The 20,890-nt window shown below is 67.8% G+C and carries 12 protein-coding genes; all 12 read right to left on the bottom strand.

The window, feature by feature from the left end; genetic code table 11:
• The 12 genes from pks13 to glf all read right to left on the bottom strand — a co-directional run bounded on the left by pks13 (nucleotide 1) and on the right by glf (nucleotide 20,839).
• A complete protein-coding gene (gene pks13, locus MAY35_RS08960; protein ID WP_238420864.1) occupies nucleotides 1-5,316 on the bottom strand; it encodes a polyketide synthase Pks13 in 5,316 nt (1,771 codons plus the stop codon).
• Nucleotides 5,317-5,433: 117 nt separating this feature from the next.
• Complete coding sequence (fadD32, locus tag MAY35_RS08955; protein ID WP_238420861.1) at nucleotides 5,434-7,335, bottom strand: long-chain-fatty-acid--AMP ligase FadD32; 1,902 nt, start codon at nucleotides 7,333-7,335, stop codon at nucleotides 5,434-5,436.
• A gap of 260 nt (nucleotides 7,336-7,595) precedes the next feature.
• The gene (locus tag MAY35_RS08950) at nucleotides 7,596-8,606 is read right to left on the bottom strand and encodes an LLM class F420-dependent oxidoreductase (protein ID WP_238420860.1); all 1,011 of its coding nucleotides are present in this window, start codon (nucleotides 8,604-8,606) and stop codon (nucleotides 7,596-7,598) included.
• Nucleotides 8,607-8,825: 219 nt separating this feature from the next.
• On the bottom strand, nucleotides 8,826-9,839 hold the full coding sequence (locus tag MAY35_RS08945) for a cutinase family protein (protein ID WP_238420858.1): 1,014 nt from the start codon (nucleotides 9,837-9,839) through the stop codon (nucleotides 8,826-8,828).
• Between the two features lies 1 nt (nucleotide 9,840).
• Nucleotides 9,841-10,377, bottom strand: coding sequence for a DUF732 domain-containing protein (locus MAY35_RS08940; protein WP_238420856.1), 537 nt, complete (start codon nucleotides 10,375-10,377; stop codon nucleotides 9,841-9,843).
• A 296-nt stretch (nucleotides 10,378-10,673) separates the two neighbouring features.
• Entirely contained in the window at nucleotides 10,674-12,197 is a 1,524-nt protein-coding gene (locus MAY35_RS08935) for an alpha/beta hydrolase-fold protein (RefSeq protein ID WP_374237934.1), read from the bottom strand.
• A 397-nt stretch (nucleotides 12,198-12,594) separates the two neighbouring features.
• Entirely contained in the window at nucleotides 12,595-13,584 is a 990-nt protein-coding gene (locus MAY35_RS08930; RefSeq protein ID WP_238420853.1) for an alpha/beta hydrolase family protein, read from the bottom strand.
• A 372-nt stretch (nucleotides 13,585-13,956) separates the two neighbouring features.
• A complete protein-coding gene (zomB, locus tag MAY35_RS08925; RefSeq protein WP_238420851.1) occupies nucleotides 13,957-16,044 on the bottom strand; it encodes a flagellar motor control protein ZomB in 2,088 nt (695 codons plus the stop codon).
• Nucleotides 16,031-16,951: a decaprenyl-phosphate phosphoribosyltransferase gene (locus MAY35_RS08920; protein WP_238420849.1), complete on the bottom strand. Its 921-nt coding sequence runs from the start codon at nucleotides 16,949-16,951 to the stop codon at nucleotides 16,031-16,033. Before MAY35_RS08920 ends, zomB begins: the two co-directional genes overlap by 14 nt.
• Nucleotides 16,948-17,706, bottom strand: a complete 759-nt coding sequence (locus MAY35_RS08915; RefSeq protein ID WP_238420847.1) for a phosphatase PAP2 family protein — start codon at nucleotides 17,704-17,706, stop codon at nucleotides 16,948-16,950. Before MAY35_RS08915 ends, MAY35_RS08920 begins: the two co-directional genes overlap by 4 nt.
• Nucleotides 17,687-19,630 carry a glycosyltransferase gene (locus tag MAY35_RS08910; RefSeq protein ID WP_238420845.1) on the bottom strand — a complete coding sequence of 648 codons (1,944 nt, stop codon included), beginning with the start codon at nucleotides 19,628-19,630 and terminating at the stop codon, nucleotides 17,687-17,689. Before MAY35_RS08910 ends, MAY35_RS08915 begins: the two co-directional genes overlap by 20 nt.
• Nucleotides 19,631-20,839, bottom strand: coding sequence for a UDP-galactopyranose mutase (gene glf / locus MAY35_RS08905; RefSeq protein ID WP_238420843.1), 1,209 nt, complete (start codon nucleotides 20,837-20,839; stop codon nucleotides 19,631-19,633). It lies immediately after the preceding gene.
• Between the last annotated feature and the right edge of the window lie 51 nt (nucleotides 20,840-20,890).

The following is a 20,890-nucleotide window of genomic DNA, read 5'->3' as shown; positions in this document are numbered from 1 at the left end:
CTACTTCCCCAGCCGGGCGACCCGGTCGGCGAGATCCGCACCGATCTTGGCGATGTACGGCTCGTCGACGATCGAGAGGTGATCGCCGCCGATGTGGATGATCTCCAGGTCGTCGACGACCTCGCCCCACCGGCCGTCCTCGTCGATCTCGGCCCACTGCGGCTCGAGTTCGACTGCGCCCGCGTGCATCCTGTCGGCGCGGTACAGGACGACCTTGCCGTCGTAGGGCTCGGGCGCGATGCTGCTCAGCACACGGTTCTCGATGAACGACGTCCGCTGGTGCTCGATGATGCCGCCGGGGATCTTGGTGCCCGACATCGACATCATCTCCATGATGATCGCGAACTGCCCCTCGTCGTCGGCCTCGACGAGCCGGTCCATGGGGATCGGCACATCGGGATCGAGGTCGTAGTTGCGGATCGCGAACTCTTTCCAGCGCTCGAGACGGGCCCGCTTGGTGTCGGGGGTCTCGGTCATGTCCTCGCGGGGCCGCACCACGTCGATGAGGCCGACGAAGGCGACCTCCTCGCCGGCTTCGCGGAGGATCTGTGCGACGCCGTAGGCCAGCGCGCCGCCGAAGGACCAACCGACGACGACGTACGGGCCGTGTGGCTGCAACTCGCGCAGGCGCGGGATGTATTCGCGCACACGGTCTTCGATCGACCCCTCGACCCCGCGGTCGAAACCGATCACCGGCTGACTCTCGGGGAGCCGCTTGAGCAGCGCCTCGTAGGACGAGGTGTTGCCGCCCGCCGGGTGGAACAGCAGGATCGGGGTGGGATCGCCGGCGGCGGGGTCATAGACCTTCTTGCCCTCGGGAACCAGGCGCAGGTAGCGCAGGAACCCGTCGGTCGACGCCCCGGCGTCGAGGTGGTCGCGCACGTAGCTCGACATCTCCTCGATCGTCTCCGAGTCCAGGATGTCCTCGACGTCGATGTCGCCGCCCGTGCGCTCGTTGAGCCGATCGGTGAGCTGCTGCGCCACGTCTTCGGACAGGACCGGCAACTTGTTGAAGATGCCGCCCGCGGACTTCTTGGTCACGACCGCGTAGGTGCCGAAGGTCAGACGCTCGGCCGCATCGCGGGGCGGCACATCAGAACCCGCGGCCTCGGCCACGGCCCGCTGCGACGTGATGTCGGTCGCGGGCTTCGGGGCTGCGGCGGGAGCCGTCGCCTCATTGGCCGGCATCTCGGGTTCGGGCGAGTTCGCGACCGCCTTCTCGACGTCGGCCAGGTCCTCGGCGATGTGCCGCTTCGGCTCCGGCGACTGCTCGCCGGTCTCATCGGACTGATCTGCCGGCGCGGGGGCCGCCGAGTCGCCGCCCTTGGCGTTCTGCTCGTCGATGTAGGCGTTGAGTGCCGCTGTGTCGAGTTCACCGCCCGCGGTGGCGTTCTGCGCGAGGTCGTCGAGCTGGTCGCGATGCGTGACCGCGAACTCCACGAACTTCTGCACGTCGGCGAGATTGGCCTGCCGCATCGCCTGCAGCTGGAGCTGGGGGATGTCGAACTCGTACTCGACGCGGTTCTTGATCCGCACCGCCATCAGCGAGTCGAGACCCAGCTCGATGAGCGGGATCTCGCGCGGCAGGTCCTCGGGGTCGTAACCCATGGATTCACCGACGATGATCGCGAGCCGATCACCCACGGTCTCACCGGATTCGGGACTCCAACGGTTGCCGATGTCGTCCACGACGTCGTCCTCGACGACCACCGTGTCGTCGGCGAACACCTCGGCGCCCGAGGGTTTCTCCGCGGCAGGTGCCTGCGTGACCGCACCGGCCGCGTCGTCGAGATCGCCCGTCACCGCGGCCTCGAACAGCAAGCGGAAGTTCTTGTCCGCCTTCGCGTGCACGGTCACCGCGGCGCCGCCGGGGTGCGGGCTGAGCGTCGTCGTGAGGGTTCCCGAGTCCGGGATCTCACCGTGCGCGACCGAGGCACCCACGCCGGCATTGGTCAGCACCTGCGCCGCCGCGGCCCGCACGAGTTCACGCGGATCGGTCACCGCCGCGGCGTTGACCTCCCAGGCATGACGGCCGTCGGGGAGCGCGACGTGCGACCCGGGGACCGTCCCCGCCGAGCCACCCGACGAGATCTTGGCGGTGAGCCAGAACTCCTTGCGCTCGAACCGGGTCCGCGGGATGGCTGCGTAGTCGCCGGTACCGAACAGCGACGCGACGTCGACCGGATGGCCGTGCACGTACAGCTTCAGCAGGGCGTTGACGAGGCCGTAGCTCTCGTCCTCCTTGCGACGCAGCGTCTCGATGAGCTCGGCGTCGTGGAGACCGGCCGAGAAGGTCACGGCCGCAACGGAGATCAGGACGGCCGGGTTCGGCGACAGCTCCAGGAAGGTGCGGTGGCCGTTCTCCACCGACTTCGCGATCGCCTGGCTGAACCACACGCTGTGGCGCAGACCCTTGGTGAAGTACTCGATGGTGTGGACCGGCTCGTGACCGGCCCGGTAGAAGACCTCGCGGTCGACCGAGCTGTAGAAACCGGTCGTGGGACGCAGCGGCGTGATGCCGGTGAGCTCGTAGGCGAGTTCGCCGAGGAGCGGGTCCATCTGCGACGTGTGGCTGGCACCCTTGGTGGCCAGCTTGCGCCCGAGCTTGCCCTCGGCCTCGGCACGCTCGACGATCGCGTCGACCTGCGACTCCGGACCTCCGATGACGGTGTGGGTCGGAGCGGCATAGACGCAGATCTCGAGGTCGGGGTAGTCGACGAGGACGTCGTTGATGTCGTCGGCGCTGTACTCGACGAGCGCCATGAGACGGATGTCGTCGCCCTGCAGCATCGACTCGCCCTCGCCCATCAGCCGCGAACGCTGGCAGATGACACGCGTCGCATCCTCGAGCGACAACCCGCCACTGATGTACGCGGCCGAGGCCTCACCCATCGAATGCGGCACGAGCACACCGGGTTCGGCGCCGTGGTGACGCAGGGTGTCGGCGAGCGCGACCTGGATCGTGTAGATGCCGACCTGGCTCTGTTCGATGCCGTAGGTCTGCTCGTCGTCGACGAACATCTCCGCGATCGAGTACCCGAGCTCGTTCTGGACCAACTCGTCGACGCGGTCGACGTACTTGGCGAAGATCGGATTCTCGGTGTAGAGCTGCTTGGCCATCTTGCGGTGCTGCGAACCGAAACCCGACAGCAGCCAGACGGCGGAGGCGGCATCGGGCGAATCCGACGAGTAGACAAGCGGATTGCTCTTGCCCTCGGCCACCGCCCGGACGCCGGTGATCGCGTCGTCGAGCGTGCGCGCCATGACGACGGCGCGTGAACGACCATGGTTGCGGTGTGCCAGCGACCGGCCGATGTCGGCGAGCGGCGTCGACCGTCCCGCCTCGGACTCCAGCCACTCGAGCAGGTCCGCGGCGGTCTTTCGCCGACGCGACGGTAGGAAGCCGGAAATCACCAGCGGCACAATCGAACCCTCGACCGCGCACGGCGCGAAGCCGGCGGCCGAATCCGGCGCGGTCTCCTCGATCACCGGATCGATGTTCTTCGCCTGCGCGGCGAGCACGGCGCGCTCGGCCTCGGTGAGGTAGACATCGTCGTCGTCGAGATCGGGTTCGTCGCCGAGCGACGCCGATGCGGGCAACTCGGACGCGCTCGCGTCACCGGCCGGCCCGGACGCCGGTTCGAGGTCGTCGGGCCGCACCTCGCGCACCACGACATGGGCGTTCGTGCCACCGAAACCGAATCCGGAGACACCGGCGACGGCATGGCCGGAGTAGCGCGGCCATTCGGTGGCCTCCGGGATCACCTTCAGGTTGTTGGCGTCGAACTGGATGTACGGGTTGGGCCCGCTGTAGTTCAACGACGCCGGGATGGTGCCGTGCTGCATCGCGAGCACGACCTTGGCCAGCGCGCCCGCGCCTGCCGCGGATTCCATGTGGCCGTAGTTGGTCTTGACCGATCCGAGCAGCATCGGCGAGCCGGGGAGTCGCCCACGACCCACCACGCGGCCGAGAGCGTCGGCCTCGATCGGGTCACCGAGGATGGTCCCGGTGCCGTGCGCTTCCACGTAGTCGACGGTGCGCGGGTCGATCGCGGCGTCGGCGTAGGCATCGCGCAGCACGTCGACCTGCGCCTCGGGGTTCGGCGCGGGCAGACCGTTGGACCGGCCATCGCTGTTGACGGCCGACCCGGCGATGACGGCCAGGACGTCGTCGCCGTCGCGGCGCGCATCGGACATCCGCTTCAGGACGAACAGACCGCCGCCCTCGGCACGGATGAACCCGTCCGCGTCGGCCGAGAACGCCTTCACGTGCCCGTCGGCGGCCTGAGCGCCGATCTTGTCGAACCCGAGGGTCGCCGCGGGGTTGATGATCATGTTGACGCCGCCGGCGAGCGCGATGTCGGACTCGCCGGTGCGCAGGCTGCGGACGGCCTGGTGGACGGCCACCAACGACGACGAGCACGCGGTGTCCAGCGCGATCGAGGGGCCGCGGAAGTCGTAGAAGTAGGACACCCGGTTGGCGACGATCGCCGTCGAGGTCCCGGTCAGCGCATAGGCAGCCGTGTCCTCGGCACCCTCGCTGAGCCCGAGGGTCGCCAGCAGCTGGTAGTCGTTGGTCGACGACCCGATGAAGACACCCACCGGTGCGCCCTTGAGGTCGCTCGGCGGGATGTGGGCGTGCTCGAGCGCCTCCCACGTCAGCTCGAGCGCGAGGCGCTGCTGCGGGTCGACCATCTCGACCTCGCGCGGACTCATCTGGAAGAAGTCGGCGTCGAAGGTGCGGACGTCGTCGAGGTAGCCGCCCTTGGTGTTCGCCGACTCGAGGATCTCCACGAGCCGGGGGTCGGAACGGAACTCGCTCCACCGGTCGTCGGGCAGATCCGAGACACCGTCGACACCGGCGATCAGTGCCTCCCACGTCGACTCCGGGGTGGAGCCCGACTTGGGGAAGCGCGTGGACAGGCCGACGATCGCGATGTCGTCGTCGGCGCTGCGGTCGCGCCGCCAGAAGGTCTCGGCGTCACCGTCGACGCCCTCGTCGGGATCGCCCTCGATGATCCGCTGCGCGAGCGTGGCGATCGTCGGGTGGTTGTAGACCACCGTCGCCGTCAGGATGACGCCCGTCTTGTCCTCGACGTCGGCGGCCAGGGCCACCGCATCGCGCGAGGAGAGTCCGAGCTCCTCCATCGGCCGGTCGACGGCGATCTGCTCCACGGGCAGCCCGGTCGCCTGGGAGACCCAGTCGCGTAGCCAGTCACGCAGCTGGTCGACCGTGAGATCACCCACGGTCTCGCCGTCGGTCCCGACGGCCGGGAGATCGTCGTTGCGCGGCTCGTCGGTATTCAGTTCAGACATCGCTTCCAGACTACTGATCTAGGGGCACCTGAACTGGTGCCGGGTGCATTATGAGCCCGCCGGGAGCGCGGGCGCGGCAACTCGGCGCACTCTCCCCCGCCCCGGTTCTTCCGGTCGCTACTCCGTGTCCGGGAACGCCGTCTGCTTGTAGCCGCCGCGAAGGCTGCCGTCGATGTAGGCGGCACGCGTCGCACGGCGCGCGATCTTGCCCGACGACGTGCGCGGGATCGATCCGGCCGGGACGAGGAGGACGTCGCGGGACATGACGCCGTGACGCTGGGCGATGGCGGCGCGGACGGTGTCGGCGACCTCCTGCGGGTCGGCCTTGCGGCCCGGCCCGCGCTCGGCGACGATGACCAACTGCTCCGAGGCGTCGTCGGCGTCGGGCTTGATCCCGCTGCCGGCGAACTCGAACACCTCGGCCGGCAACTGGTTGGCCGGTACCGAGAACGCCGCGACGAAGCCGGGACGCAACGCGTTGCTGGCCTCCTGCGCGCTGTACTCGAGGTCCTGCGGGTAGTGGTTGCGGCCGTCGACGATCACGAGGTCCTTGACGCGGCCGGTGATGTAGAGCTCGCCGTCGAGCCACACCCCGAAGTCGCCGGTGCGCATCCACATCGCGTCGGCCGGCGCACCCTCGGAGTGGCTGTCCGCCGACAACGGGTTGACCAGCTTGTTGCGGAACGTCTCCTCGGTCTCCTCGGGCTTGTTCCAGTACCCCGCGCCGATGTTGAGCCCGTGCAGCCAGATCTCCCCGACATGACCGTCGGGCTGTTCGGTTGCGGTCTCGGCGTCGACGATCGTGGCCCACTGGCTGACGGCCACCTGACCGCACGACACCTGGGCGACCGCGTTGGGTGCATCGGCGTCGACGAGGGTGAACCGTCCCGCGTTGAGGTCGTCGCGGTCGACATAGACGACCTTCGCCTCGTTCTCGCGCTGCGTCGCCGACACGAACAGCGTCGCCTCGGCCATGCCGTAGCAGGGCTTGATCGCCGTCTTCGGCAGGCCGTACGGGCTGAACGCCTCGTTGAACTTCTTCATCGAGCTGACGGTCACCGGCTCGGAGCCGTTGATCAGACCGATCACGTTCGACAGGTCGAGCTCTTCGCCCTCCTTCGGCAGGCCGCGCGCGGCGGCGTGCTCGAAGGCGAAGTTGGGGGCGGCGGCGAAGGTCTCCGCGCCGTCGGCCGCGGCGGCGAGCTCCCTGATCCAGCGGCCGGGGCGGCGCACGAACGCCTGCGGGCTCATGATGGTGATGTAGCGGCCGCCGAGCGCGGGCAGGATCACGGTCAGCAGGCCCATGTCGTGGAACATCGGCAGCCAGGTGACGCCGCGGGCCTTGCGGTCGATCCCGATGGTGTCGGAGATCTGCAGCACGTTGGCGGCGACCGCCTGGTAGGTGATCTCCACACCGGCCGGGACGCGCGTCGACCCCGAGGTGTACTGCAGGTAGGCCACGGTGTCGATGTTGTGGTCCTGACCGGCGACCGGTGCGACCCAGCTCGAACCGACCGAATCGGGCACGGCGTCGACGGCGATGACGCGCGGACGCTCCTTGGCCGGCAGCGGCGCGAAGAAGTCGCGCACGGCCTCGGCGGACTTGGTGGAGGTGAGGATCGCCGTGGGCTTGCAGTCGCCGAGGACGGCGTGCAGGCGGTCGGTGTGACCGGGCTCGTCGGGCGAGAACAGGGGCACCGCGACGTTGCTCGCGTACAGCGCGGCGAAGAACCCGATGACGTACTCGAGCGACTGCGGCGCCAGGATGGCGACCCGGTCGCCCGGCTTCGTCACCTGTTGCAGACGTGCTGCGACGGCACGGAGTCGCTTGCCGAACTGCGACCAGGTCAGGTCCTGCGGTTCGCCGTCGCGTTCGCGGCTGTAGTCGATGAAGCGGTAGGCCAGCGTGTCGGCCTGCTCGCGAACGTTCTGCTCGACGTAGTCGACCAGCGTCGCTTCCTCGGTGAAAGCGATGTTCCCCGTCTCGTCGAGGAAGTCTTCGAGTTCAGTACTCAGCATTCATTACTCCTGTGGCCCCTCGTGGACTCCCCCACGCGAGCGCGGTCCGCTGTTGAGGTCCCTTCGGCGACACCACCCAGCAGTCCTGCCGTCCACGTCCTGTGCCGACCGCGGGATACGGTAGCGCACGTCCAGTTACCCAACGAAATACTCGCGTTCGTTCTGCTCAACTACGGAAAAGCGCACGTCGCCCGTCGACGCGCACCTGCGGGTTCACCGACCCGTCACCTCGGTGTTCACACGCGAGACCGTCGGCCATCCTACTCCCCCTTCAGCTGCGCCAGCACAGGCGCGAACGCATCCATCTGCGTCGGGAAGACCCCGACGTAGGACATGCTGGTGCGGCGTCGCACCTCCCGGATCTGCTCGGCGATCTCGTCGAAGGTACCGATCGCCAGGTAGGGCGATGTCAGCACGTCGTCGACGGTGAACTCCGCGTCGAGCGCGATGTTGGGCGGATAGCCCTGCTCCAGCGCCTGCAGCGCCATCTCCGCGGTCGCCACCCGGTCGTCGGTGATCACGATGACCGCGATGGTCCAGTTCAGTTCGATCTCGTCGAACCTGTCGCCCGCGGCCTCCCGGATACGGTCGACCCGCTCGGCGGTCTTCTCGATGGTCATGTCCGACAGCTTCATCTTGCCGTCGAGGGTCGTCCCCGGAGCGACCGAGATGATGTCGGCGTGCTTCGCGGCCAGCGCGAGCATCTTGGGTCCGCCGCCGCCGACCGCGATCGGCGGGCGCGGGCCCTGCCGGGGTCGAGGGCTGCCCTCCAGCCCGTTGATCTGGTAGAACTCGCCGTCGAAGTCCACGGTCTCGCCGCGCATGAGGCCGTCGAGGATGGTCAGGGCCTCGTCGAGGCGACGGATGCGGACACCCGGCGACTCGAACTCGATGCCCGCCTTGTCGAACTCTTCCTTCATCCACCCGGCGCCGATGCCCAGTTCGAGCCGGCCCTTGCTCAACACGTCGATGGTCGTGGCCTCTTTGGCGAGCAGGGCGGGATGACGCCAGCCGTTCGCGAGCACCGAGGTGGCCAGCCGGATCGTGCTGGTGGCCTGCGTCAGCGCACCCAGGGCCGCGATGGGGCCCACCTGGTTGCCGAGGTGATCGGGCACCGCGAAGGTGTCGTAGCCGTACTCTTCGGCGGTCTGCGCGAGCTTGATGAACTTGCGCGCGCCGCCCTCGTCCTTGTTGCCCTCGCCACCCGCACCGAACCGGAACTTGCGCAAGCCGGACGAAGTGCCACCCGCATCGCTCGGGGGTTGCGTCATCGCTGTCCTCTCGTCGTGATCCGGGTCCCGCAGGCCGCGTACGTCGCCGGCGTCGCCCGGGGGGGTACCTCGGGCCAGCCCAACACGTTAATGCAGCGTGACGGCACCACCAAACGGATCGGCGCATGCCGCGGACGAGGTTACCGGCCGGTTAGTTCGGCGTCCCCATCGGACGGCGGTCGGGGGTGTCCGGCCGGCGGTATCCGACGAGACGTCCGGTCAGTTGTGAGCGGGCCGGGGCGCGCCGTCGATCAGGTCCTTGGACCAGTCGTACATCCACTGGGTCGCGGTCTGCCCGTCGTTCTCCCAGTACCGCGTGGTCGCGTACATCGCGTGGACGGGGTTCGACGCCGCGTTCGCCAGCTTGGACACCGCGACGAGCGGATTGGTGATCGTCGGCGAGTCACAGATGAGATCGCCAGGCGCGCAGATCGATTGCACGCGATCGCGGAGGTCACCGAAACCGCCGTCGCGCGGTCCGGTCATCGTGATCCCGGGGACGAGGTTGCCCATCCCGCCGAGCGCGATCTCCGCGCCGACCCCGTCCGGGCTCGGCGCGACGTCGTTCTGCTCGCCCGGCTGACGACGCCCGTCGGCGATGAGTCCGACGCCGAGAACGAGGTCCTGATCGCCGTCTTCGAGAACACCGCGGCCGTTGCCGATGTTGCTCGCCAGGTCGCCCGCGATGACCGCGCCCTGACTGAAGCCCATGATGACGTACCGGGTGAGCGGACAGCTCTCGTTGGTCGAGATGATCTTGCCCGCCGCACGCTTGTACCCCTGGGTGCGGGACACGTTGTAGTCGGTCTGACGATCGCCGAGGTTGGTCGGATTCCGGAACTGGGCGGTGTAGGGAACCGTGTAGATCTCGCTGCGCGAGGAGTCGAAGTCGTTCGACAACGCACGCGAGACACGCAGCATCAGCGAGTTCGGGTTCGCCGACGGCGAGTACGGATCGTCGCGGGCACTCGACTCCCACGTGCCGGGGATGACGACGGTCAGAACGTCGGGACAGTCCGCCGACTGGGCGTCGGGACGCTCCTTCGGCGGGGGTGTCGTCGACGGGCCGCCGGGACCGATCGGCGGGGGCCCGGGCGCGAGCCACACCAGGACGAGCACGACGATGAGCACGATCGCGATGACCGCGAGTGCGAGCAGGAGCAGGGTGAACCTACCGATCCGGCGGACGGGACCCTTGCGGGTGCGGTCCGCGGCCGAGCGACGGGCCGCCACGTCAGCAGTAGTGCTGTTCTGCCGCGCGAATGACCTTGTCGGCCTTCACGTTCGCATCGTCGACATTCTCGGCGCCCGGTCCGACCGAAGCGGTCACGAAGGCCTTCACCATGCTCGGATCCGTCCCCTTCTGCTTCGCGCCGCACACATACTTCGCCATCGTGAGGGCAACGGAGTTGTCGTTGTCACCCATGAACGTGACGTTCTGCTGCTTGAGCGCGGCCAGGTAGGCGCGCGCCTTGTCGTCGAGCGGCGCTCCACTGGGGCCCGGGAAACTGGCCGGCACCTTGGTGCTCGGGTTGGGCGCGGTGTCCGGCAGCGACGAGGTCCCGCCCGGTGCGGTGGTGGTGGTCTCCGCGGACGGGGTCCCCGGCGTGCTCGACGACGACTCGGCGGCCGAGTAGAGCGAGGTGGTGGTGACCGGGTTGTTGGTGATGGGCGCACTCGCCGTCGAGTCGTCGGCGCAACCCGCCACCGAACCGAGCGCGAGAGCGAGGCCCGACGCGGCCAGCACCAGCCGAACACACTTCGTTGTCATCGCCACTTCCTGCCGAACCTTTCGGGTCGAGATTCCCGCCCCGCCGTCGAGTAGTTCCCCGTCGAGGCTTCACACGTCCGACCTGAGGCCGGCCGCGACGCAGGGGCACCCTGCATCGCACACCACGTCAGGCTACCGTCCACCACACGCCCTTTCGGCCGCCGCACCTGCACGACCTGCGGAAACGTGCCGATTCCTCAGCGAAGTTTCAGGACGCGCACACGTCCGCCCGAGTTTCGGGGGCGCGGATCGCACCCCCGACACCCGGATCACCGCGGCCATGGGTCCCGGTGACGTCACTTCAGGACTTTGGTTCCCTCTTTGGCGGTCCACGTGATGCGGCCGCGCTCGAAGTAGTTCACCCGGCCCTTGCCGTCGCGTGTCGGCAGCTCGTCGGAGACCGGCTTGCCCAACCGTCCCGCCGGTCCGCCTGCCGCCACATAGGCGCCGCCGATGGCACCGGTGACGATCTTCGGGCCCTTGGGCCCGGTGAACATCCGGCCGCCGGCGAAGTCCTGCGCCTTGCCGCCGGCTACGGCGTACGACGGCGTCAGGCAGCCGCCGAGCGTGGCCTTGTTGGCTTCCCAGGCCTTGCGGAACGCGTTGTCCACGCGGCACGCCACCTGATCGCGGGACAGACCGAGCGCCGCCGCGGCCTGTGGCCAGGCCTGCATCATCTCGAACTCCCAGTAGGGCCAGGTGTGGGTACCCGACGGCCGGTAGTTGGCCTGTCCGGGAATCCCCTTGCGATTCAACTGGATCGCGAACTGTTGTGACGTCACGCGGCTGAGCATCTCGAGCCCGACGCCGGAGTAGTTCGTGGCGAGCATCGGGATGTCGGACGGTTTGTCGTGGGGTCCGACCATGCCGTTGCCCGACGAGACATAGAGGCTCGTCCCCTGCAGTTTGTCGACGAGCAGGTAGGGGTCGTGTTCCTTCCACGCCGGATCGGTGGGCGGACCGAACATCTTCATCGAGTCGTAGCCACCGCCGTCGCGCACGGCGAACTGGATCGCCTGCGGCATCCCGAAGGAACTGAGCTGCAGGATGCCGGAGAACGACGCCGCGAACTTGTAGAAACCGGGGTTGCGCGCCGCGAGCATCATCGCCGCGGACCCGCCCATCGACAGACCCTCGATGCCGCGGACGTCTGTCGACCGCCAGTCGTTCTCGAGGATGGGCGGCAGCTCCCGCATGAGGAACGTCTCCCACTTGTAGTTCTTGCCGCGGTCGGGTTCCTTCCAGTCGGTGTAGAAGCTCGACTCGCCACCGATGGGGAGGATGACGTTGACGTTCTTGTCCTTGTAGAAGTCGACGATCTTGGTGTTGATGATCCAGCCGCTCTGATCGTCCTGCGCCCGCAGGCCGTCGAGCATCGTCAGCTGCGGGAACTTGTCCTTGGGCTTCGAGTGCCAGTCGCGCGCGAGGAGGATCTGGACCTGGATGTTGGTGTTCATGGCAGGCGAGTAGACCCACAGGGCCACCCGGCGATCGGTGTACCAGTAGGTGTTGGTCACCTTCGCCGGCTGTGCGGCCGGGATGGAGGCCGGCGCGACCGGGGCACGTGAACTCGGCGGCGCGGGCGCCGGGGCGCCGGGGGCAGCAGGAGACGCCGGGGCGGCCGGCGCGGGAGCGGGTTCGGCGCCGGCCAGCCCCTGCCCGATCACGATCCCGGTCACCGTCAGGATCGCGACCGCGAGGACCGCGAGCACGCCCGGCCTCTTCGCACCGCCCGGACCGCGAGCCACCGACCGAGCACCCGCCGGACGGGCACCCCGAGACCGGGTACCGGTCGGGTCTTCACCACTGTTTCGCCGCATCACGCTCCAGAACTCCTTCGCCCCTGTTCACTGACGCAGGTCGCGCTGCGACTGATTCCCCATCAGTCACACACGCATCATCGTTACCAAACGCCTCAGGAGTTTCTTACACGGCCGAGGGGCACACTGTCCGCACGCCACGCTGTGACACGTGTGATTTGTGTGGCAGTTGATATCTGTGGGACCGGACGCGTCCGGACCCGCCCCCGCGAAGCCGCCCCTGAAAACCGCCCTCCAGCGGGGCCCGGACGTCTCATGGGCGGCGGCACCTCGCTGGAGGGCGGTTTTCAGGGGCGTTTTTCGGGAGCGGTGGGCGTCGGGGGTCCGACACGACGACGCCCCGCCCGAAAATCCCGGGCGGGGCGTCGTGAGGCCGGCGAGGACCGGCGGTGTCAGATCAGCGGAAGAACCCGCGGTTCTTGGCGTTCCAGACCATGTCCTGCCAGTAGCCCCACGCGTGGGTGCCGTTGGCGTAGTAGGTCATGACCGGGACACCCTGCACGAAGGCGGAGGCCTCGAAGGCCTTCGACTGTGTGAATGCGAGGAGTTCCAGCGTAGAGCCCTTGAACAGGTCGTCGAACACGTTGGGCAGCGCGTTGTAGCGACCGAACAGACCGTTACCCGAGCCGACGAAGACCTTCATGCCGCGCATCAGGCCGATGTTCCAGAAGGGATCGTTCTGGAACCAGCGGATGCTCCACGGCGGGCCCCACATGGCGTCGATGTTCCACGGCTTCGGGTCGACGTCGAGCATCGCCAGACGCAGCGCGGTACGCATACCGGGCGCGCTCAAGAAGTTGTAACCCGACAGCGAACCCGCGCGGTCGAAGTGCTGGCGGTTCTGCGCACCGATCACGAGGGCCGCGTTGCCGCCCATCGACAGGCCCATGACCGCGTAGCGCTTCGACGCACCGACGCGGTAGCCGCGACGATCGAGTTCCTTGATCAGCGTGTTGGTGATGACGCAGTTCCAGCGGTAGCGGTAGGGCTGCGCGTTGAAGTTGCTGGGGGCATCCCAGTCCGTGTAGAAGCTGGCCGGTCCACCGATGGGCTCGACGACGTTGACGCCGGACTTCACCATCTCCTGGACGTTGGTGTTGATCTCCCAGCCGCTGTAGTCGTACTGGGCGCGCATGCCGTCGAGGAGGATGACGGTCTTGTAGTTGCCGGGCTTCTTCCAGGCGCGGACCTTGACGTTCGGCATACCGCAGCCGTTGACCCAGAACTCCTGCTTGCCGACCTGGGTCCCACCGATGCGGGCGTTGGCCTGACCGGCCACCACGCCGGTGAGTCCGACAACTGTCAGCAAGGCGATGAATGCGGCGATGAACCGGTTACCCATCCGGTTGCGCGCAGGCTTGGACGCCTGGGTGGCAGCTTCACGCATGTACAGAATCTCCCTCTTCAGCCGATCGATCGGGAACTTCGCGGTTCCCTACGTCAACCGGTCCTTTGTGCGTCACACATATCTCGTCCCCCGGCGCATTGCGCGGAGCGACGACGGTCCACGAGTCGATCTCGCATGCGATTCACCGTCGGCGAGCCTATTCGATGCCCCCGGACGTGACAAACCATGTGATTGCGATCACAACCCCCGTCACCGAGACGTTCCGGCACTTCAGAACACCTTGGTCACGACCGACTTATCGGCCGCACTGCTCCGGACGTTACCGATCCGAGATGTTGCGTGGCAACTCCACAGGTTCGGCCGGGCGTTTTCTCGGGGTTTTCTTGGAGTCCTGTGCAACGCGGTCGGTCGCTACTCCGGATTGACCGGAGGCGGCATCTCCAACCCGCAGCGCGCGATCTCGTACTCGGGTTCACGCTGAATGCGGTAGTCGGTGAAGGTGAACGACTGTCGCAGGTTGTGCTTGAACCGCTCGAACGACCACGGTCCCTCGAACGAGGCGAACCGGTCCCGCGTCTCGGGGCACTGCAGGGCGACCTGCGCCTGCCGGACGAGGTCCTCGTCGAGGTAACCGGGCAGGACGGGCCGGCGCGGGAAGGCGCCGGCCTCGGCGACCACCCACTCGCTCGGCAGGATCTTGTCGTGCCCGATCCGGCCGTCCTCGAGGCGTTCGGTGTGCGCGGCGAGCGGATACGCCAGACCCATCTGATCGATCACGCGCACGTCGAGCGGCGCGTTCATGCTCGTCATACCGAGATTGAGGAAGTAGACCGTCACCTGCCGCTGTGCCCCCTTGGGCATCACGGGAGGCAGCTGCGCGACGTACCACTCGTCGTAGTTGAACGACGGCAAGATGACGCCACCGTCCTTGTGGTACTTGTCGATCTTCTCCACCATCGCGCTCATCCGCGGGTAGTCGAGGTAATCCTCGGCGGTCACCGGGTTCTCGTTGCCCATGTTGGTGACGTAGAAGCGACGTTCGTCGACGATCCCGCTGCGGCCGATGTCGATGCCGGCGTTGGGCAGGACGTTGCCGTGGGTGGTGACGGCCCACACCACCACGGTCACCCACATGCCGGCCATGGCCACCGCGCCGATCAGCTGGGCGCGCGTCCGACGTCGATCCGGTTGTGCCGCAGCGTCATCGGCCACGGCGGTCGATGGCTCGGCCACGTCGTCGGCGATGACCGAGTCCGCGTCCCGGGACGCCCGGCGGCGGAAGGCCGCACCGACGCGGGCCGGAACGGTGAGCGGGACGACCATGAGGGGTAGCAGCGTGACGAACAGCGGGACCAGCAGGACTCGACCGTGCATGAAGTCGCCGCCCTGACGCATCCAGTAGACGATCAGCACGATGCCGGCGAGTACCACCACGGTGACGACCGCGGCCGGCGACTGCAGCCGACCCGGCCATGTTCCGAGTCGCGCCCGCCACGACGGCGCCGGGGTCTGCGCGTCCTCGCCGGTCGCGTCCTCGCCCACCGGCGTGGTCGGGACGGTGTCCGCCCGGAGACGTCCGCCGACGATGAGCAGTACCCCCGCCAGCGCGGCCAGGACGAGCGGAAGAACCAGCACGTAGGGCCCGAAGAGGTTGGTGAGGTAGGCGAAACCCTGTTCCCACTTCGCGCCGCTCGCGTCCTTGGCGACGGCCGGGTTCGGCACCAGGAGTGCGTAATAGCCCATGCGGAAGATCTGGTATCCGACGGGCAATGCGGCCGCGACCACGACCACGCCGATCCGCATCTTCCATCCGAGTGGGGCGAAGAAGACCAGGAGCAGGACCAGTCCGCCGAGCACCGTCAGCTCGGGGCGCACCAGCGGCGCCAGTCCGGCGGTGAAGGCGAGCACGAGGGTCGCCGCCGCGCCGCCGCGGCCCGGGTGCGGGCCCCGCCGCGACCATGCGACGAGCTGACACCACAGCAGCGCCGCCCAGAGGATGCAGAGTCCGTTCTCCAACCCGCTGGTCGCGAAGTCCCGTGCCGGTGGGAGGGCGATGTACACGATGGCGCCGAACGGCAGGAGCAGCGTCCACCCGTCGCCGGTGACACCGCCGATCCGGGTGCCGAACAGGCGGGCGCTGCCGTACATCGCGATCGGGATCGCGGCCACCGAGCACACCAGCGCCACCCAGAGCGCGACGTACTCGAGCTGACCGTCGGTGATCCACGCCCAGAACCACAACAGGTAGGTCCAGGCGGTCGAGGTGTTGGCCTCGACCCGCTCGCCCGCGTTGAAGACCGGGCCGTTGCCTGCGAAGAGATTACGCAGTGTTCGGAGGACGATGAGGCCGTCGTCGGCGATCCACCGACGCTGCCACGCACCGATCGCGAAGAAGGTCGTGACGGCCACGGCGCCGATCAGGAAGCTGGCCGCCGCCAGTTTGTTGTGCCGGAGTTTCGGCGAGCGGAGCCGGGATGGCGACCCATCAGTTGACTGCATAGACCGCGACACCCACGCATACTAACCAGGCGACGGCGAGCAGTTGCAGGACTCGGTCGCCGAGCGCGATCTCCTCGGGTTCGCCTGCGGCGCCGCCGTCGACATCGACCGCGTACCGCAGGATCGCGACCGTGAACGGCACCATCGAGATGGCGTAGGCGACGTTCGTGTCGTGGTCGGAACCCTTGTCGAAGGCCCACAGGCCGTAGAAGATCACGACGGCGGTGGCCGACAGCGTCCACACGAAGCGCAGGTAGGTCGTCGTGTAGTACTCGAGGGCCTTGCGGATCTTCGCGCCGGTGCGTTCGGCCAGTTGCAGTTCGGCATACCGCTTGCCCGCGGCCATGAACAGCGAGCCGAAGGCCATCACGAGCAGGAACCATTGCGACAGCACGATCTCGGCGGCGACGCCACCGGCCACGGCACGCAGCAGGAAGCCCGACGAGACGATGCAGATGTCGATCACGGCCTGGTTCTTCAGGCCGAAGCAGTAGCCGAGCTGGATCACCAGGTAGATCGCGATGACGACGGCGGTCTGCCAGTTCGCCAGGAACGCGATACCGATCGACCCGGCCAGCAGCACCACCGCCAGGATGTAGGCCAGTGTCACCGGGACGACGCCTGCGGCGATCGGGCGGAACCGCTTGGTGGGGTGGTTGCGATCGGACTCGACATCCATGGCGTCGTTGACCAGGTAGATGCTCGACGCCGCGAGGCAGAAGGCGACGAACGCGATCCCGGCGTCGCGCAGCACGGAGACCTCGGTGATGTTGCCCGCGGCCAGCGGCGCGGCGAGGACCAGGACGTTCTTGACCCACTGCCGCGGACGGACGGCCTTGATCAGCCCGGTGCCGAGGTTCTTCGGCGGTCCGAGGACCTTTCCGTGCTCGATCGGCTCCTCGCTCATGCACTCTCCCTGTGTCGTGTCACCCGCGCGATGACGGGGGACGCGGCAAGACGCAGCGGACCGCCGGGCACCGCGGCCGTGAGGCCGAGCCGGGCCAGGACGCGCGCCGCGCGACGGGCACGTCCGGATGCCGGGTCTTTCCGGGTGGGTTCGAGCAGCACCTTATCGCCCACGATGACGGCGGCTGCGCTCGCGGCACCGATCGCCGCCCCCGCGGTGACATCGCTCGGGTAGTGCACACCGAGCACGAGCCGGGACAGGAGCATCGGCGGCACCAGGACGGCCGGCAGCACCTTCGGGTCCCAGCCGGCCGCGCGGCCGATGAGGATGGCGGCGGCGGTCGTCGAGGTGGCGTGCGACGACGGGAAGCTCAGCTTGCTGGGGGTCGACACGCCGATCGCGACCGCGGGATGGGCGGGACGGGGACGTCGGACGATCCGCTTGATGACAACCGATGCGGCGTGTGCCCCGAAGGCTCCGACTCCGGCCTCGAGCCAGCGCTGTTGTGCGCGCACGTCACCGCGGCGGCGGGCCACTGCCCAGCCGGCGCCGGAGATCGCGAGCCAGCCGAGCGCATGCTCGCCGACGTGCGACAGTCCGCGTGCCGCCGAACGCACACCCGGACGCGCGCCTACGCCCGCCTGGATGGCGACCAGGGCCTTTTCCTCACCCGACAGAGGGCGTGGGATGTCGTCGGCCGGGACCCGGCCCGTCTCCGCGACATCGTCCAACGGATTACTCGATTCCGAAGACACCCGCCCAGCTCTCTTTCGACGTCAGATCCTGATGCGCGGACCGATACTGCCGCTTCATCTCCGGGAACTTCGCCTGCAGTTCCTTCACGAGGGCGAAGTGCTCGCGTGCCAGTTCGATCATCTTCTCGCGGTCGCGCTGCCGGTAGACGACGCCGCGTCCGTCGGCGGTGGTCACGGTGACCCCGTCGACGCGACCGAGCGAGAACCACCTCGCCTCGATGGGCGGGAAGTTGGCCTGCGGCACCTCGTGGTGCCGAGGGTCGGCGGGCCGCGCGTTGTTGAGCACCGACGCGGTCAGCGCTTTGATCTTGCTCACCGGGTTCAGCGGGATCGACGAGCCGAGATGCGTTGCCTCACCGGATGTCCGGGGCAGCTCGGTGGCCGACGGCAGGACCACGGCGTCCGGGTACTGCTTGCGCATCTGGGCGATCTTGGGCAGCGCGGTCGGCAGCAGGCTGCGGATGTGATCGGGTCCGGCGAGGAAGTCGCGGATCGCCTCGTTCTGGATCGCGACCGTCGAATACTCCAGGCAGAGCAGGTGTTTCGCGGTCGCCTTGGTCATCGACCGCACGATGCCCTTGATCGGACCGTCGTGATGGATGGAGGCCACGACCAGGCGGTTGCGCAGATGGAAGTACGCCTGCCAGTCGATGGCGTCGTCCTTGTCACTCCAGGCCATGTGCCAGATCGCGATTCCCGGCACGGTGGCCGTCGGGTACCCGGCCTTGGCGGCCCGCAGCGCGAATTCCCAGTCGTCCCACTTGATGAACAGCGGCATCGGCAGGCCGACCTGCTCCGCACAGTCGCGCGGGATCATGCACATCCACCAGCCGTTGCCCTCGACGTCGATCCGCCGGTGCAGGTTCTTCGAGTTCTCACGGTCGCGCAGTGGGTGCTTGGAGAAGTTGTGGTCGTACTCGACGAACGGGGCGGCGGTCCACATGAAGTTGTCCCGACGGATGACCTCGCCCATGCAGTGCAGGTGACTGCGGTCCTGCAGGTTGAGCATCTGTCCGCCGACGAGCATAGGGGACTTGGCGAATCGCGACATGGCCAGCGCGCGCAGGATCGAGTCGGGCTCGATGGCGATGTCGTCGTCCATGTACAGCACGTACGGCGAGTCGGTGAGCCGCAGCGCCTCGTACATGATGCGCGCGTAGCCACCCGAGCCGCCCAGGTTGCCCTGGTCGAAGATGCGCAACCGGTCGCCGAGCGCCGCGGCGGCCTCGACGTAACCGGGCTCGTCGACGACCTTCTTGGTGCCCTGGTCGGGCATCATCACCGCGTCGATGACCTCGTCGACCATCGGGTCGGAGGTCAACGCGGCCAGCGCGTTCACAGCATCGGTCGGGCGGTTGAAGGTCGGGATACCGACCGTGACGCGCTTGGTCTCCTCATCGGGCGTCGGTGCGTCGATGGGCGCATACCAACCAGCCGAGACGATCTCGGTGTCGGTGTCGGTGGTGACGTCGAACCAGATCCAGCCGCCGTCTTCGAAGGGACCCAGGTCGAGTTCGAATTCGACCACGCCGCGGCCGGTTTCATCGGTGTCGACGAGATCGCCGCCGATCCCGATGCGCGACCCGTCGATCTTCGAGCGATACAGGTCGACACGACATGTGCCGATCACCTCGACGCGCAGCACCACCGAGTCGAGGATGCTCCAGCGCCGCCAGTAGGCCGCGGCGAACGCGTTGAAGTAGGTCTCGAAGCTCACCTCGGATTCGGCGCCGAGGAGCACCGACGTCCGGCTCGGCGCGTGCGCACGACGGTTGTTGCTCTCCGACTCCTCCAGGTAGAGCGAACGCACGTCGAGCGGCTCACCCGCCCGCGGGAAGATCACCCGCTGCAGAAGGGATTTTGCCTTCGACGGCCCGGTGCCTGCGTCGGGGATGTCGGACTGGTTCACGGGAGTCACCGTCATCTATTCGGCTCCTGCGGGGTCGGCCACCAACGGCGCACCGTCGCTCAGATGCGGCGCCAGGGTGTTGTCGAACATGGTGAGCGCGCTCGCGATCGCCATGTGCATGTCGAGGTACTGATAGGTGCCGAGACGTCCGCCGAAAAGCACGTCGGACTCGGCGGTCTCGGCCCGTGCGAGCTCCCGGTACGCGGTGAGCATGGCCCGGTCCTCGGGCGTGTTGATCGGGTAGTACGGCTCGTCGTCGTTCTCGGCGAAGCGGCTGAATTCCCGCATGATGACGGTCTTGTCATCGGGATACGAGGCACGCTCCGGGTGGAAGTGCCGGAACTCGTGGATCCGTGTGAAGGGGACGTCGGCGTCGTTGTAGTTCATCACCGGGGTGCCCTGGAAGTCACCGGTGTCGAGCACCTCTGTCTCGAAATCCAGTGTCCGCCAACCGAGACGACCCGCGGAGTAATTGAAGTAGCGGTCGAGCGGCCCGGTGTAGACGACCGGGGCGCCGGGGTTGTCGGCGCGCAACTGCTCGCGCACGTCGAACCAGTCGGTGGACAGTCGCACCTCGATGCGCTCGTCGGCGGCCATGTTCTCCAGCCACGCGGTGTATCCGTCGACCGGCAACCCCTCGTGGGTGTCGTTGAAGTACCGGTTGTCGAAGGTGTAGCGGACCGGTAGGCGCGTGATGTTGCCCGCGGGCAGTTCCTTGGGATCGGTCTGCCACTGCTTGGCGGTGTAGTGCTTGATGAACGCCTCGTAGAGCGGGCGGCCGATCAGGCTGATCGCCTTCTCTTCGAGGTTGCGCGCCTCCGCCGTGTCGATCTCGCTCGCCTGCTCGGCGATGAGCTTCCGGGCCTCGTCGGGGCTGAAGTACCGGCCGAAGAACTGGCTGACGAGTCCGAGCCCCATGGGGAACTGGTAGGCCTGCCCGTTGTGCAGCGCGAACACGCGGTGCTGGTAGTCGGTGAAGTCGGTGAACTGGTTGACGTACTCCCACACCCTCTCGTTGGAGGTGTGGAACAGGTGGGCGCCGTACTTGTGGATCTCGATGCCGGTCGTCGGTTCGGCCTCGGAGTACGCGTTGCCGCCGAGATGGTCGCGTCGATCGAGTACGAGGACCCGTTTGCCCAGCTGCGTCGCGGCCCGTTCGGCGACGGTCAGGCCGAAGAATCCGGAGCCGACGACGATCAGGTCAAAGGAGCTACTGGTTGCCACGGGTCCTCAGGGTAACGGACCCTCCCTGAGGAATCTCCGAGCCACGTGGCC

This window comes from Gordonia sp. 'Campus' (assembly GCF_022206305.1).
Taxonomy (GTDB): Bacteria; Actinomycetota; Actinomycetes; order Mycobacteriales; family Mycobacteriaceae; genus Gordonia.
This window is presented reverse-complemented; position numbering and strand designations above follow the sequence as displayed.

Bases quoted from the DNA above. Each gene is read 5' to 3' on its own strand.
- pks13 (WP_238420864.1), bottom strand. From the start codon at position 5,316: ATGTCTGAACTGAATACCGACGAGCCGCGCAACGACGATCTCCCGGCC.
- fadD32 (WP_238420861.1), bottom strand. From the start codon at position 7,335: ATGCTGAGTACTGAACTCGAAGACTTCCTCGACGAGACGGGGAACATC.
- MAY35_RS08950 (WP_238420860.1), bottom strand. From the start codon at position 8,606: ATGACGCAACCCCCGAGCGATGCGGGTGGCACTTCGTCCGGCTTGCGC.
- MAY35_RS08940 (WP_238420856.1), bottom strand. From the start codon at position 10,377: ATGACAACGAAGTGTGTTCGGCTGGTGCTGGCCGCGTCGGGCCTCGCT.
- MAY35_RS08935 (WP_374237934.1), bottom strand. From the start codon at position 12,197: ATGCGGCGAAACAGTGGTGAAGACCCGACCGGTACCCGGTCTCGGGGT.
- MAY35_RS08930 (WP_238420853.1), bottom strand. From the start codon at position 13,584: ATGCGTGAAGCTGCCACCCAGGCGTCCAAGCCTGCGCGCAACCGGATG.
- zomB (WP_238420851.1), bottom strand. From the start codon at position 16,044: ATGCAGTCAACTGATGGGTCGCCATCCCGGCTCCGCTCGCCGAAACTC.
- MAY35_RS08920 (WP_238420849.1), bottom strand. From the start codon at position 16,951: ATGAGCGAGGAGCCGATCGAGCACGGAAAGGTCCTCGGACCGCCGAAG.
- MAY35_RS08910 (WP_238420845.1), bottom strand. From the start codon at position 19,630: ATGACGGTGACTCCCGTGAACCAGTCCGACATCCCCGACGCAGGCACC.